This window comes from Alishewanella tabrizica (genome assembly GCF_014652375.1).
Taxonomy (GTDB): Bacteria; Pseudomonadota; Gammaproteobacteria; order Enterobacterales; family Alteromonadaceae; genus Alishewanella; species Alishewanella tabrizica.
This window is the reverse complement of the sequence record NZ_BMYR01000013.1, coordinates 1-13683: the sequence shown is the minus strand read 5'-3', so window position 1 is coordinate 13683 and position 13683 is coordinate 1. Positions and strand designations below refer to the sequence as shown.

The window sequence follows — 13683 nt, the reverse complement described above, 5'->3', positions numbered from 1 at the left end:
GTAATGAAAAAGTTAGTTGTTTTAAGCGCGCTGTTTTTGTCTGCGTGTAGCCAGTTACCGCAATTTGGGCAGTTTGGGACTGAAAAAGCAGCCCCAATAAAAACCGATATCAAACCGACGGTCATAGTACCGGTTCCAGCACCGGTAGCAGACGTCAATGAAGTGGCTAATAATGCCACAACTGAAGCATTAGCTACCGATTTCGAACATATTTTTATTGATAGCGACATGACCTTCGAAGGGACCTTACCTTGTGCTGATTGCCCAGGGATCACCTACCACATCAATCTGTATCGCGATGGACGCTTTGAAGCACGCCAGGAGTATTTAGAGCGTGGTCAAGTGGCATTAATCAGTGGCAGTTGGCTATTAGAAAAACGCACCTTACACTTGGTTAATCAGCAAACCACCTTACCGGTTTTTCATTTTCGCACTAATCGGCAATTAGTGATGACCGATATGGCGGGTAATCCGATTGTTTCCTCTGACGCTTATCAATTAAATCGACATGACAATGTGAAAAAAATTGATCAACGTCAGCCCATGCTTGGCATGTACCAACTGCGCAATAACCAAGCAACCTTTATTCAATGTCAAAACGGCGATAGCTTACCCATAGCCAATACCCAAAATCATTTACCGATGATGCGGTTGTATCAGCAAGATCCGCGTTTTAGTAATAAAGCCGTGATTACTACGTTAGTGGGCAGAAGAGCACCCGATCAAAATGGCGTAGATACACTTTACGTGGATAAGTTTGAGCAATTTTGGCCCAACGCAACCTGCCCAGATCAATTTGCCCAGAAAAAATTACAAGGCATTGTTTGGCGTGCAGAAAAAGTGGCTGATCGGTATATTCCGCATCAACTTAACGTTCGCTTGATTTTTGACAAAGATAAATTATACGGCTTTAGCGGCTGCAATAATTTTAATGCCAGTTATCAACAACGTGCCAACGTAATCACGGTGCAGCAATTAGCCAGCACCCGTAAATTCTGTGCCGACGCCAGTACCATTGAACAACAATTTACCGAAAAACTGCAACAAGCTGATCGTGCTGAAGTGAATGCCGATAAATTACAGCTGTTTTTTAATAACGAAGTGATTATGGAATTTATTCCTGCGGTTAACTAACTTTGCTAGCTTTCGGTATCTGACCCCGAAGCTAGTTCGGGGTCAGATACCAAAAATAAAAAAACCACCTTGCGGTGGTTTTTTTATGGCATTACGGTATTAAACTAAAGCTTCTTTTGCTTTTGCTACGATAGCAGTAAAAGCAGCTTTGTCATATACAGCGATGTCAGCCAGGATCTTACGGTCGATTTCAATTGAAGCCTTTTTCAGACCTGCAATTAAACGGCTGTAAGATAAACCGTTCATCCGTGATGCAGCGTTAATACGCGCGATCCACAGTTGACGGAACTGACGCTTACGCTGACGACGGTCACGGTAAGCATATTGGCCGGCTTTAATAACGGCTTGGAAAGCAACCCGGTAAACACGACTGCGGGCACCGTAGTAACCTTTAGCCTGTTTTAAAACCTTCTTGTGGCGCGCGTGCGCCGTGACACCACGTTTAACTCTTGGCATTTCTGTCTCCTAATGACTTATGCGTACGGCATGCAACGGACTAAGCCGGCAATATCCACTTTAGCGACTAAGGTTTTTGGACCTAACTGACGCTTACGCTTAGAAGACTTCTTCGTCAGAATATGGCGAAGGTGTGATTGCTTACGTTTAAAGTTACCAGAAGCAGTCTTTTTAAAACGCTTCGCGGCACCTTTATTGGTTTTCATCTTAGGCATAGTATTTAAACTCGCATTGTTAAGTTACAACGAATAATAAGGCGTTAAAAAACGGCAGCAAGCCGCCGTTTATTACACTTGTAGGCGCTTATTACTTCTTATTTGGGGCCAGCATCATAATCATCTGACGACCCTCTACCCGGTTAGGGAAAGATTCGCAGATGGCGATATCAGACAGATCCTCTTTAATTCGAGTCAACATCTCAATACCGATTTCCTGATGCGCCATTTCACGACCACGATAACGTAGTGTTACTTTAGCTTTGTCACCCTCTTCAATGAAGCGACGCAGGTTGCGTAGTTTTACCTGGTAATCGCCTTCATCAGTTCCAGGCCGGAATTTTATTTCCTTAATCTGGATCTGTTTTTGCTTCTTCTTCTGCTCTTTAAGAGCTTTGCTCTTTTCAAACAGGAACTTACCGTAGTCCATCAACTTACAAACTGGTGGTTCCGCTGTAGGGCTAATTTCAACTAAATCAGCACTCGCTTCTTCCGCTAACCGAATTGCTTCTGCCGTAGACACGACACCCAGCTGTTCACCTTCCATACCAATTAATCGTACCTCAGGTAGATTAATTTCTTCATTTATCCTATTAGGACGGTTGGCCGGTAATGTTTTCTTTCCTACTTTAATAGTATGTTCCTCCGAAAAATTATCTAATTCGCTTAAGCCGATACCCGGTTTTTGATTTCTGTTGTTAGCTTTTCTACAAAAGCAGCAGTTGACATCTTACCCAGATCCTCAGCTTTGCGAGTTCTGACTGCGATATCACCTGCTTCAACTTCTTTATCTCCGACCACAATCAGGTACGGAATACGCTTAAGCGTGTGCTCGCGAATTTTAAAGCCTATCTTCTCATTTCTCAAGTCACTTATTGCTCTAATTCCGTGAGATTTGAAAGTTTTTACTAAATCTTGCACATATTCGGACTGATTATCGGTAATATTCATTACCACGACCTGAGTCGGTGCTAACCACGTCGGGAAAAAGCCTGCATATTCTTCGATCAAAATACCGATAAAACGCTCGAGCGATCCCAAAATTGCGCGGTGAATCATTACCGGCACCTGCTTATCGCCACTTTCTGCAACATAGCTGGCACCTAAACGACCAGGTAAGGCAAAGTCGAGTTGCACGGTACCACATTGCCAAGCACGATTTAAACAATCATGTAAGGTAAATTCAATTTTAGGCCCATAGAAAGCGCCTTCGCCTGGCTGCAATTCATAGGCAATTTCATTAGCCTTTAACGCATCGATTAAACCTTGTTCAGCCCGATCCCAAATTTCATCAGAACCAATCCGCTGTGCAGGGCGTGTCGACAACTTCACTTTAATATCTTTAAAACCAAAGGTACTGTAAGTATCAAACACCATTTTGATACACTTTGTTACTTCAGCCAGTACTTGATCTTCGGTACAGAAAATATGCGCATCGTCTTGGGTAAATCCCCGCACCCGCATCAAGCCATGTAAACCACCTGATGGCTCATTACGATGACAACAACCAAACTCCGCCATACGAAGCGGTAAATCGCGGTAAGACTTTAAACCTTGGTTAAAGATTTGCACATGGCCTGGGCAGTTCATTGGCTTAATGGCGTATTCGCGATGCTCAGACTGAGTCGTGAACATATTGTCGGCATACTTTTCCCAGTGACCCGATTTTTCCCACAGCACGCGGTCCATCATTAATGGGCCTTTCACCTCGTCGTAATCGTACTCGCCCAGTTTTTCACGAACAAACGTTTCTAATTCACGGAAAATGGTCCAGCCATCATTGTGCCAAAACACCATACCCGGCGCTTCTTCCTGCCAATGAAATAAACCTAACGCCTTACCAATTTTCCGGTGATCGCGTTTTTCGGCTTCTTCTAACTGCAGTAAATATCCGGCTAACTGTTTTTTATCAGCCCAAGCGGTACCATAAATACGCTGCAGCATTTTGTTTTTTGAGTCGCCGCGCCAATAAGCGCCGGCCACTTTCATTATTTTAAAGTGCTGGCAGAAACGCATATTTGGCACATGCGGGCCGCGGCACATATCAGTGTATTCTTCATGGTGATACAAGGCAGGGAAACTATCGCGTGGAATATTTTGCTCTAGTATCTCTTGCTTATAGTTTTCGCCGCGGGCGTTAAAGGTGTCCCAAGCATCTTGCCAGCTCACCTTTTTCTTAATAACGTCGTATTCAGTTTTTGCCAGTTCCAGCATCCGCGCTTCCAATACAGCTAAATCGTCTGTACTGATGGGGCGGTCTAAATCAACATCGTAGTAAAACCCATTGTCGATCACTGGGCCTATCGCCATTTTCACATTAGGCCATAATTGTTTAATAGCGTGACCTAATAAGTGGGCACAAGAATGGCGTAAAATCTCTAAGCCTTCCGCATCTTTGCTGGTAACGATACTTAAGGTTGCGTCCTGTTCTATCAGTTCACAGGCATCAACTAGCTCGCCATTCACCTTACCGGCAATAGTCGCTTTCGCTAAGCCTGGGCCGATATCTTTGGCAACATCTAAAATGGAAACAGCATGGTCAAAAGCGCGCTGGCTGCCGTCTGGCAGAGTAATAACTGGCATGATAAATCCTTATACAGTGGTGGCCCAAACCAAGGGTCACTTGTTTAATTAAGAGGAAAAATTCAGCCTCTTGCTGTGCAGTTAATGGCTTACACGAAAAGTCATCTGCAGAACGTTGAATGCTGAAGCGCATAACAATAGGTAATACGCCATGTTATGGTAACACTAACTGGTAGGTGTTACTAGACAACGGCACGCTTTGCTTTCACCATTTAACCAGAGCCCTTCTAACTGGGTTTGGCGCGAAATAAGACTGTGCAAAAAGCTTTGCTGAGTAGAACATAGGGGGCCGCTGGCATAAGGGCCAGCGTAAATTAAAATGCCTTGATCAAACAGCAATACCGCTGGTACCGCCGGTATAATAAACCCCACTGCTGCAAGCTCTTGTGCTGTACGATAGCTTTGTTGTTGTTCAGCTAATGCATATTGCGAAGTAAACATAGCGGCATGCTCTTTAGCAAAACGTGAACAACCGCAGTGAGAATCTAAAACATGTACTACCTGCCAGCCTGCAGTAACCGGTATCGCTAACTGCGCTAAGGTTACGCTGGGGGTGGCAGTGTGCCAACGCTGCTCTTCGTCAAAGGTGCCGTAAAAGGCAAAACCAAAACGAAATAGTAACAGGCTGCCCAACAGCAGCCAGCTAAAAAACAGCACTAAGGCCGCGTTCAATCGCCAACGCGGTGTTAAACGATAAATTTTTGTGTTTCCGCATTTAACGTCGCTGACAGCTTATCTAAGCGAGTCGCAGCGTGAAGCACCGCATCACTTTGCTGATTCTGTTGCTCTGTCATATTTTTTAACTGCTGGGCACTTACAGCAACTTCGGCGCTGGCAGCATTCTGTTGCTCAATAGCATTACTCATGGTGTGGGCAGATTCAGCTACTAATCGTGCCTGCTTGAGAATAGCCGCTAATAAAACATCACTTTGTTCGGCATGCTGCTGTGTATCAGCTAACTGAGCACTACTGGTTTTTACTACCGCCACTGAGTCAAGACTGTTAGTCACTAACCGTTCAATAATCTGTTTTATTTCAACAGTAGAACTCTGTGTGCGCGAAGCTAAGGTTCTTACTTCATCCGCCACTACCGCAAATCCACGTCCTTGCTCCCCTGCCCGAGCCGCTTCAATAGCCGCATTTAATGCTAATAAATTCGTTTGTTCAGCGATGGCTTGAATTACGTCCAGCACTTTACGAATATCCGCACTAGCTAAAGCCATGTCTTGCACTTTATTCCCCGTCTGGTGCAGTTGTGTTGCTAGAGTGCGCACCGATTGAATAGTCGCACTAACCACACTTTGACCTGATATAGCTGATTGCTCAGCCGCTACAGCATAACTTGCTACTTGCTGTGACAGTTTTTGCAAATCTGCAATGCTGTATGACATTTGTTCGGTAGCCGCAGCAATACGCTCCACCTCTTTTAATTTAGCATGCATACCAGAGGATAAGTTTTTGCCATCGCCTAACATCGTTTCTGATTGCTGATGAAGCTCTTTAGCGGAGTGATTAATTGTAACAATCGTCTGCTGCAGCGAATCAAAAACCCGATTAAAACCCGTGATCACTTTAGAATCCAGCGCGACAGCACGTTTATCTAGGTGAATTGCACCTGTGCTACCTAACAACTCATCAGTGGCATCGAAAAGTGCTTGCCCTACCATCGCTTCTCTTAACGCTGCACGGCACATTAACACTAATACGACCGCCTCTACGACGACGTACACAGCATGAATCATGACAATAGAAAAAGTATTTTGGCTAGCGGGGAGTAAATAGACGCCAGCATCTTGTTGTTGCAGCCACATAAACAATAAATGATGCACAGCAATAACGACCGCAGCGGTAATAATGACCCATTGATCTCTGAAAGCAAATAGAATGGCTAAGAGCACAAAAATACCGAAATGGATCTCTGTTAAACCATTGGATTGATGGATATGCAATGCGGCGAAAAACATAAAGCTAACACCAAAGCTGATCCGGGCCAGCAAATGATCTCCAAGCATCCGGTATAATAAGAGTGGAATGATGACACTAGGTAAACCAATGACCAATGCCGCGAACCAGCTGCCATAGATAGCAGCTAAGGTTAACGCTATCAAAAACAATAATGTGTTAACCACAGTCATTATGGTAAAAGCTTGCTGTCTAAATCGTAGGGTGATTGCTTGCATGAGTACTCCTAGGCGAGCTAAATTTTAAAAACGGATGTCACGTATATATTCTAGTAGCTAAAATGTAATGTCGTTTAAAAAAGTGATATTTCAAGCAGGTAAAAGAGCCTATTTCAGACATGCATCATGTAAGGTCAAATTTAGGGTGCAAGTTATGCTTCAAATTATAGCAGAGCATATCAGTGGTGAGTTAGGTATTCCCGTTTTAAGGAAAGAACGTGTTTAAAAAGTTGCTCTGTTAGCTTTTTGTTGTTTCAAATCAACATTTAGAACACGAGGTTTTACACCCTAACCAAGCGCATGGTAATTGACGAGTTTTATGCTATCGACCGTTTAGGGTAGTAATCACCATTTCAGTTTATTTAACTATGTTTGTTCAACAATTTTATTTAACTATTATCGATTAGATAATCGCTCTAAGGTACGCAGAGCTTTGTATAATCTTTATCATAGTCTACATGCAGCTAAGCGGTTTCAAGCAAACTATACGCTATCAGCACAAAAACAGCTTCAGCCACTATTTCGGTAAAGGAACTTTATGACACTTTCTCACGCGCCAGTCGCTTTAGTCACCGGTAGTGCGTTGCGTTTAGGCCGCCAAATGATCCTGCGCCTGCACCAGCAAGGGTACCGCGTAATAATTCATGCTAATCGCTCTTTGCCTGCTGCGACGCAATTGGCAGAACAACTGAACCAACAAATTGCCCATAGCGCTGCCGTTGTGCACGCCGATCTCACTGATGATCAAGCTGTTGCAGCGTTGGCAGAGGCGGCTTTGGCGTGTTTTAAGCGCCTTGATCTTTTGATCAATAATGCATCCAGTTTTTATCCTACACCGCTGCACAATGCTAGCCTAACTGCTTGGGATGATTTGTTTGGATCGAATGTTAAAGCGCCTTATTTTCTGAGCAAAGCCTTAGCTCCCATGCTGGCAGAGTATCAGGGCTGCATTATTAACATGGTTGATATCCATGCCGAGAAACCTCTAGCAGATCACAGTATTTACTGTATGGCGAAAGCCGCGTTGTTAATGATGACTAAAGCCCTTGCGCGCGAACTCGCACCCGCAATTCGCGTTAACGGTATCGCACCCGGCGCTATCTTATGGCCGACACAAACGTTAGCAGACACTGACAAAGCTGCGGTACTGGCACAAATCCCGATGCAGCGATTAGGTGATCCAGATGATATAGCAAATGCTATGCTGTACTTAGCACAAGCCCCTTATGTCACGGGCCAAATTGTCGCCATTGATGGCGGCCGAAGTTTAGGCGGTGCAAACAAAGCCTAAAGATGATCCACGTTGAGCGATGGTAAAGGAGCGCAACATGAAACCCATTTTCCAAACAGTAAGTTGCCCATTTTGTGGTTATCCCACGGACATTTGCATTGAAGCAAGCGAAGAAGATCAAGATTATATTGAAGATTGCAGCAATTGCTGTAATCCCATGCACATTCGTGTGCACAAAGATGATCTGCAGCATCGGGTACAAATCTTTGTTGATGCCGACGACGAGCAATATTATTAAGACATAGCATCGCCTTAAAACTGTTCTATTAAGGCATTATGTCAAAGCGATTTGCGGGGAACCCCCCGCACCGAGCTCATTTGCTGTATTAGTAATATGCGAAGTTAGGCAAAACGCTGGGCTAATACCCGCTCTACTGTGCGAATAATGGTCACTGTTTGCTGATCCAGTTCAATATTAAGCTTATCACCCACTACTTTGCTGCCCAGTGTGGTAATTGCCAAGGTTTCTGGGATCAAATATAAGCTAAAACCATCGGCTGTCACGTCGCCAACCGTTAAGCTACAGCCTTCAACTGCCACAAACCCTTTAGGTTGAATATAAGGTAACAGCGAAGGATCCATCTTCAACTGTAAATGACAGTTTTGGGCATCTTGAAAAATAGCGACTAATTCTGCGGTGGTTTGAATATGACCAGACACAATATGCCCACCCAATTCATCACCAAACCGTAATGAGCGCTCTAAATTCACTTTACTGCCCTGTTGCAGTAAACCTAAATTGGTTTTGGCCAAGGTTTCAGCAATTACATCAAAACACACCCAGCCCGCGTCACTGTCAAAATCGGTCGCCGTTAAACAAGCACCATTAATAGCGATACTGGCGCCACGTTGCAACTGCTGTAGATGCTGCGGGGCCACTTGCACCGTTAATCGTCTCAAGCCGGGTAAATCGTTAATGTGCTGAATTGTCGCGGTGCTTTGCACTATTCCAGTAAACATAAAACCTCAAATGTGTTAAATTGCGCGCCTATTAATTCGCGTCTCAAATCAAAAACGGCCACTATGTTACCCTTTTCACGCTTTGAAGCCAGAACCATTTTAAAACTGTCGGGCCCGATTGTATTAGCCCAGTTAACCCAAACCTTAATGTATTTTGTTGATACGGTAATGGCGGGCCGTTACAGTGCAATGGATATGGCTGCCATTGCGGTTGCGTCAGGCTTATGGTTACCCGTCGTGTTAACCATGCAGGGGTTGTTGTTGGCACTTACTCCCATTATTGCTCAGTTTTTTGGCAGTAAACAAACCCAGCATGTCAGTCATTTTACGTTGCAAGGCCTCTATTTGGGTTTGTTATTGGCCGGTGTTTTATTTGTTGTCATGTTATTTGCCGATATTCCTCTGGCAAAACTTAATATGGAACCGGCATTACGCGACACTACGCTACAATATTTATACTATGTTAGCTTTGGCTTATTTCCCGCAGCAGGCTATATGGTCATGCGCAATCTCTTTGAAGGCTTAGGCAATACCAAAGCCAGTATGTGGATTGCCTTTGTCGGCATCTTAGTGAATATCCCCGCTAACTATGTGTTTATCTACGGCAAACTCGGTATGCCCGCATTAGGCGGTGCAGGCTGCGGCATTGCCACCAGTTTGGTGTTTGTTGCCATGTTCATCGCCATGTTAGTGTATGGTTGGTGTAGCCGTAGTACCCGGCCTTACCGGCAATGGCCGAAAACCTTATGGCTAAGCTTGCAAGATCAATGGCAGATTATTCGAATTGGTACACCGATAGCCTGCTCCATATTCTTTGAAGTCACCTTGTTTGCCTGTATACCATTGGTGATCGTGCACCTTGGCCCTATTATGGTTGCCGGCCATCAAATTGCGCATAATTACAGCGCGATTGTCTTTATGTTACCGCTGTCGCTGGGCCTAGCAGCAACCATCCGAGTTGGCCATCTAGTGGGTGAAAATAATATCCAAGCGCTGAAAAAATCCATCAGTACAGTGATTATTCTGTCAATGGTAATGTCAATTGCCACCGTGATCTTTACCCTATTGTTTCGCCATCAAGTGGCTACCTTATACACTACAGATGCAGCTGTTGTTGCCCTCGCAAGCTCACTGCTTATACTGGCGGCTATTTACCAATTTTCAGATGCCGTACAAGTGGTGGCAGCCTGTGCCTTACGCGGCATGAAAATAACCAAACCCGTATTTTTTATTACGCTTATTTCGTATTGGCCAATCGGTTTTGGTTTAGGTGCCGTATTAGGACTAACAGATTGGGTAGTTGAACCTATGGGTGCGCATGGTTTTTGGATTGGCATTATCGTAGGGTTAACAGTTGCGGCACTTGCTCTGGCAGTCGTGCTGCGCAAACAACTTAACAGGATGGAGCATGAACATCTTCAGGTTGCGGCAAACTAGTTGGCTGTTAGTTTTAGGGATAGCGCTTGGTGGTTGTTCTGAACAGCCGGGCAAAGCACAATTACAGGATTACCAGCAGCGCCTAGACCGGGTTTTAGAACTAGACACCACAAAGGTAACTTTAGTTGATGCTGCGCCTCTTCCTACAAAAAACAGCCTAGCCGAATCGCTACCTGATCTTCGCATGGATTTACTCGATGCCTTTGCTACGCGGCAATGTGGCCTCGATCAATTGATTGCTGAGCGCAACAGCAGCATGGGCAAGGTATTGAGTGCGAGTAAACGCCTTCACTACGAAGTAAAGGTGCTTAACGTGATGCAGCGCTGTTTAACGAAAAGCTGGGATGCGCCCTTGCAAGGCCAACTTGATGCCTTTTACAGTGAAAAGCAACAAAGCATCACAACGGCTTGGCGCAATATGCTGCTAACTGATGATACATTGCGCCGACGTTGGCACAGTAGCGATACTATGTTAGCGCCAAACGATACCAATGGGTTTAACGAAAGCATATCAGCCCTCAAGCAACTGCTAAACTTACAACAAGCCATTGCAGCGCAAGACTGGGCAACGGCAAGCACTATTGATCCTGAGCAGGCCTTGGCGACGCTTTATCAATATGACTTTTTATCGCGTTTACAATTCAGCCTGCGCTACACCAGCAGCTGGTTTGACGCGGTGAATCCAGCGTTATTATCACTTGATCCCGCAAGCCTGTGCGCCCGCAGTAACCAAACTGAGCAACTCACCATTCTAAGTACCGTTTTTCGCAAATTTTTTATTGGCGAGATCCAAGCTTACCTAGCCGAACTGATGCGGTATCAACAACAAAGCTGGCCATTAATCGCCGAGCTTTACCATGATACTGCGATGCTACCGGTGTTAGAACAGCGCTTCGGAATCCAAGCTGAGCAGTTACAACGCCTGCTGCTAGCGCATGTTGGTTGGTATCAGCAGCTAAATTCGCAATGTGCTATTGGCCTTACCGGCTAAATTTCAGGCAAACACATTTAACTTACTGAAAAACACTTGCCAACAACACCATAGCACAATAACATAGCCGCCGTTGTCAGGCATAAGCCACAACATTTAGTGTGCGTCCTTAGCTCAGCTGGTTAGAGCACCACCTTGACATGGTGGGGGTCGGTGGTTCGAGTCCACTAGGACGCACCAAATTCTCTTATCTTCAAATCCTTGTAAGATATCTTTTTATTCCAAGAAATCAATTCCAAACTCACTTTCTGATTAGTGCTTTTCTTCGCGTTTTTTCCATCGGTGACCATAAGGTGACCACGACTAAAAAATACTATGCTGACTATTATGTTTTTTTGACCCCTATATTAATTCTCTTAAACAGGTAGACACCATTTCGGTGACCAAAACCTTAAGTCATGAAAAGTAATAATCTAGGTCTTAATTTAATAATCATTCTGGCCATTGTAGGTATTGTCTTATCTATATATGGAAAGTTAAATCCGGAATTTGCGAATGAGTTTTGGGGGACATTGGGGCTAAATGCACACATTAGCATCATAAAGTTAATTTGCTTATGTGGGATTTTTGTTACTTTCCCAAGAAAACTTTTATTGAACGGCGCGTTAAATTAATGCTTTATTTAAAGCCATTGTTTTGGTTTGGGGTGTTGGTCTATTTTTGGTTTCAATGGATTAGTATAGTTAAAATGCATAATAAGGCGCTCAACATGACAAATAATAATGTATCTAACGAATACCTATTTCTTCCTTGGGTGTTTAATAAGTAGGTTTTGTCATACCAAGCAGCTTCATTTAAGGTTTCACAGCCGGACGAAGAAATTTATGCTAAAGAAGCAAAAAATACATTATGCATAATTTACTCTCTTAACGATAACCATTGTTCAAAGTTAAATAAATTAATTATCCAGCGGCATATCACTTGTCAACGACATTTTAAAAGTGACTACATGAAATTACTGATTATCAATTATCAAGAGAAAACCTAATGCAAAACTTCGCATATAAGCTTCCTGCTAACCGCGTAAAACAACAAGCTTATCTTGCAAGGGAGCACCAAAACCACAACCACGGAACATAAATGACCGACCGCAACAACGCTATGTGCTGATTATATGGGATCGCCAGTACAACGTTGTACTGTTAAAGCTAATTGGCTACGCCCAGCCAATGACACGCTAGGTGTTGTCAACTCAACCTTAATGCAGGACAGCCTCAAACACTACTGACTAAGTGCCAATCGAAAGCCCAAACCATAACTACCCTTAAAAGGCTCCTGCCAGCCCCTTATAGACACATGGCTGTCATTTAAAGGAGCGCCAAAACTACCGCCACGCCAAACCCGGGTGTTGCAGTTTTTATAAACTTTAATACTGCCATCAGTAGGTGCATCGTTATAATTATCCCGGTGACAGTCTGCAACTAATTCCCCTACATTCCCTATCATGTCAAACAAACCGAAAGTATTAGCTTGGTATGATTTTACCGGCAAGGTTTTAAACACATCACCCTTGCAACTGTAGGGCTGGCCGATGTGAGCAGTTTCACAATTATACTGCGCATTGGCATCTTTTACTGAGAGGCCGGCTCTCGCGGCATATTCCCATTCAGCCTCACTCGGTAAGCGAAATGTAAGACCGGTGATGTTATTTACCCAGGGAATAAACTGCTGTGTTATGTCATTAAAACTCACATTTATAACCGGCCTGGTGCCCCTGCCCCAGCTATCGTCGGCAGGTTTTTTTTTGCAACCTCCCTCAGATACGCAGGCATCCCACATAGCAAAGGTAACTTCGGTTTCCATTAGCTTAAAAGCATCAATCTCAACTTGGCGAGATGGCTTCTCAGTGTCATAACACATTCTTTCTGGCGTGATCTCATCGCAACCCATCATAAAACTGCCAGCCGGAATAGCCACCAACTTACCTAATACACGTTCAACCTGCTTGGCCTGTGCTTGATCATGCGCCGCTGCTTCTGCCTGTTGCTGCTGCACCAACAACTGTAGTTGCGCAGCTTCTGCCTGCAATACTTCCAACTGTGTTTGGGCGTTAAGGCGATACTGCCCTTGCGGCTGTGTGCTCAGATAAAGCTGATAACTTTGCTCGGTGTGGTCAGCGCTCGCCAATTGCCACGCTTGATGATCCTGTTGCGCTAAGTGCATTTGTTCAGCGCGATATTGTAAAAACTGCCAGCTACCCACTGCCAGCAGTAGCAACACCGCAGAGGTAGCTAGCCATTTTACCGGCCAAAGCTGGCGTGTCGCTGTTTGGGTTGCTGGTTGGGATGGGGGTTGCGGTTCTGAATACAGCTGATATTGGGGCTGCGCCGTAGCAGCCTGTCCCAGGCTGTTTGGCATCAGCCGCTGTTTCACCTGTTGCATAGTCTGCGGCCGCTCACTGACTTTAAAGGCTAAACACTGATCGATGGTGGTTAG

Annotated in this window: 13 protein-coding genes and 1 tRNA gene; 6 read left to right on the top strand and 8 right to left on the bottom strand. The window is 44.5% G+C overall.

All coding sequences use genetic code 11. The features are described 5' to 3' along the window. Positions 1-3: 3 nt before the first annotated feature. Positions 4-1134: an META domain-containing protein gene (locus IE070_RS14460; protein WP_189483910.1), complete on the top strand. Its 1131-nt coding sequence runs from the start codon at positions 4-6 to the stop codon at positions 1132-1134. 99 nt (positions 1135-1233) lie between these two features. Here IE070_RS14460 and rplT read toward each other — a convergent pair whose 3' ends face one another. The 6 genes from rplT to IE070_RS14430 form a co-directional block, all read right to left on the bottom strand. Further along, positions 1234-1590, bottom strand: a complete 357-nt coding sequence (gene rplT, locus IE070_RS14455) for a 50S ribosomal protein L20 (protein WP_189483909.1) — start codon at positions 1588-1590, stop codon at positions 1234-1236. 17 nt (positions 1591-1607) lie between these two features. Continuing rightward, the gene (rpmI, locus tag IE070_RS14450) at positions 1608-1805 is read right to left on the bottom strand and encodes a 50S ribosomal protein L35 (RefSeq protein ID WP_189433221.1); all 198 of its coding nucleotides are present in this window, start codon (positions 1803-1805) and stop codon (positions 1608-1610) included. Positions 1806-1896: 91 nt separating this feature from the next. Further along, complete coding sequence (gene infC, locus IE070_RS14445; protein WP_229797087.1) at positions 1897-2439, bottom strand: translation initiation factor IF-3; 543 nt, start codon at positions 2437-2439, stop codon at positions 1897-1899. A gap of 32 nt (positions 2440-2471) precedes the next feature. Then, entirely contained in the window at positions 2472-4388 is a 1917-nt protein-coding gene (gene thrS / locus IE070_RS14440) for a threonine--tRNA ligase (RefSeq protein ID WP_189483908.1), read from the bottom strand. 165 nt (positions 4389-4553) lie between these two features. Next, positions 4554-5060 (bottom strand): DUF6436 domain-containing protein, encoded by a 507-nt coding sequence (locus tag IE070_RS14435; RefSeq protein WP_229797082.1) that lies wholly within the window; start codon positions 5058-5060, stop codon positions 4554-4556. Positions 5061-5074: 14 nt separating this feature from the next. Then, positions 5075-6568 carry a methyl-accepting chemotaxis protein gene (locus tag IE070_RS14430; protein ID WP_189483907.1) on the bottom strand — a complete coding sequence of 498 codons (1494 nt, stop codon included), beginning with the start codon at positions 6566-6568 and terminating at the stop codon, positions 5075-5077. A gap of 538 nt (positions 6569-7106) precedes the next feature. Between IE070_RS14430 and IE070_RS14420 the strand changes: the two genes are divergently transcribed. After that, entirely contained in the window at positions 7107-7859 is a 753-nt protein-coding gene (locus tag IE070_RS14420) for a pteridine reductase (RefSeq protein WP_189483905.1), read from the top strand. A gap of 37 nt (positions 7860-7896) precedes the next feature. Further along, the gene (locus tag IE070_RS14415; RefSeq protein WP_189483904.1) at positions 7897-8097 is read left to right on the top strand and encodes a CPXCG motif-containing cysteine-rich protein; all 201 of its coding nucleotides are present in this window, start codon (positions 7897-7899) and stop codon (positions 8095-8097) included. Between the two features lie 104 nt (positions 8098-8201). Here the strand turns inward: IE070_RS14415 and IE070_RS14410 are convergent, their stop codons facing one another. Further along, complete coding sequence (locus IE070_RS14410) at positions 8202-8819, bottom strand: riboflavin synthase subunit alpha (protein ID WP_189483903.1); 618 nt, start codon at positions 8817-8819, stop codon at positions 8202-8204. A gap of 63 nt (positions 8820-8882) precedes the next feature. Here IE070_RS14410 and IE070_RS14405 point away from each other — a divergent pair, with 63 nt between their 5' ends. From IE070_RS14405 to IE070_RS14395, 3 genes are all read left to right on the top strand, one after another. Next, positions 8883-10256, top strand: a complete 1374-nt coding sequence (locus tag IE070_RS14405; protein ID WP_189483902.1) for an MATE family efflux transporter — start codon at positions 8883-8885, stop codon at positions 10254-10256. Further along, complete coding sequence (locus tag IE070_RS14400; RefSeq protein WP_189483901.1) at positions 10228-11247, top strand: DUF3080 family protein; 1020 nt, start codon at positions 10228-10230, stop codon at positions 11245-11247. The genes IE070_RS14405 and IE070_RS14400 overlap by 29 nt, the downstream gene beginning before the upstream one ends. A gap of 103 nt (positions 11248-11350) precedes the next feature. Continuing rightward, positions 11351-11427 (top strand) — tRNA-Val (locus IE070_RS14395). A gap of 1041 nt (positions 11428-12468) precedes the next feature. On the opposite strand, the gene IE070_RS14390 is transcribed toward IE070_RS14395, so the two are convergent. Next, the coding region (locus IE070_RS14390) for a formylglycine-generating enzyme family protein (protein WP_189483900.1) at positions 12469-13683 on the bottom strand (1215 nt) is incomplete at its 5' end.

Coding starts and splice junctions, on each gene's coding strand:
- IE070_RS14460 (WP_189483910.1), top strand. CDS start 4: ATGAAAAAGTTAGTTGTTTTAAGCGCGCTGTTTTTGTCTGCGTGTAGC.
- IE070_RS14410 (WP_189483903.1), bottom strand. CDS start 8,819: ATGTTTACTGGAATAGTGCAAAGCACCGCGACAATTCAGCACATTAAC.
- thrS (WP_189483908.1), bottom strand. CDS start 4,388: ATGCCAGTTATTACTCTGCCAGACGGCAGCCAGCGCGCTTTTGACCAT.
- rpmI (WP_189433221.1), bottom strand. CDS start 1,805: ATGCCTAAGATGAAAACCAATAAAGGTGCCGCGAAGCGTTTTAAAAAG.
- IE070_RS14430 (WP_189483907.1), bottom strand. CDS start 6,568: ATGCAAGCAATCACCCTACGATTTAGACAGCAAGCTTTTACCATAATG.
- IE070_RS14400 (WP_189483901.1), top strand. CDS start 10,228: ATGAACATCTTCAGGTTGCGGCAAACTAGTTGGCTGTTAGTTTTAGGG.
- rplT (WP_189483909.1), bottom strand. CDS start 1,590: ATGCCAAGAGTTAAACGTGGTGTCACGGCGCACGCGCGCCACAAGAAG.
- IE070_RS14420 (WP_189483905.1), top strand. CDS start 7,107: ATGACACTTTCTCACGCGCCAGTCGCTTTAGTCACCGGTAGTGCGTTG.
- IE070_RS14415 (WP_189483904.1), top strand. CDS start 7,897: ATGAAACCCATTTTCCAAACAGTAAGTTGCCCATTTTGTGGTTATCCC.
- IE070_RS14405 (WP_189483902.1), top strand. CDS start 8,883: ATGTTACCCTTTTCACGCTTTGAAGCCAGAACCATTTTAAAACTGTCG.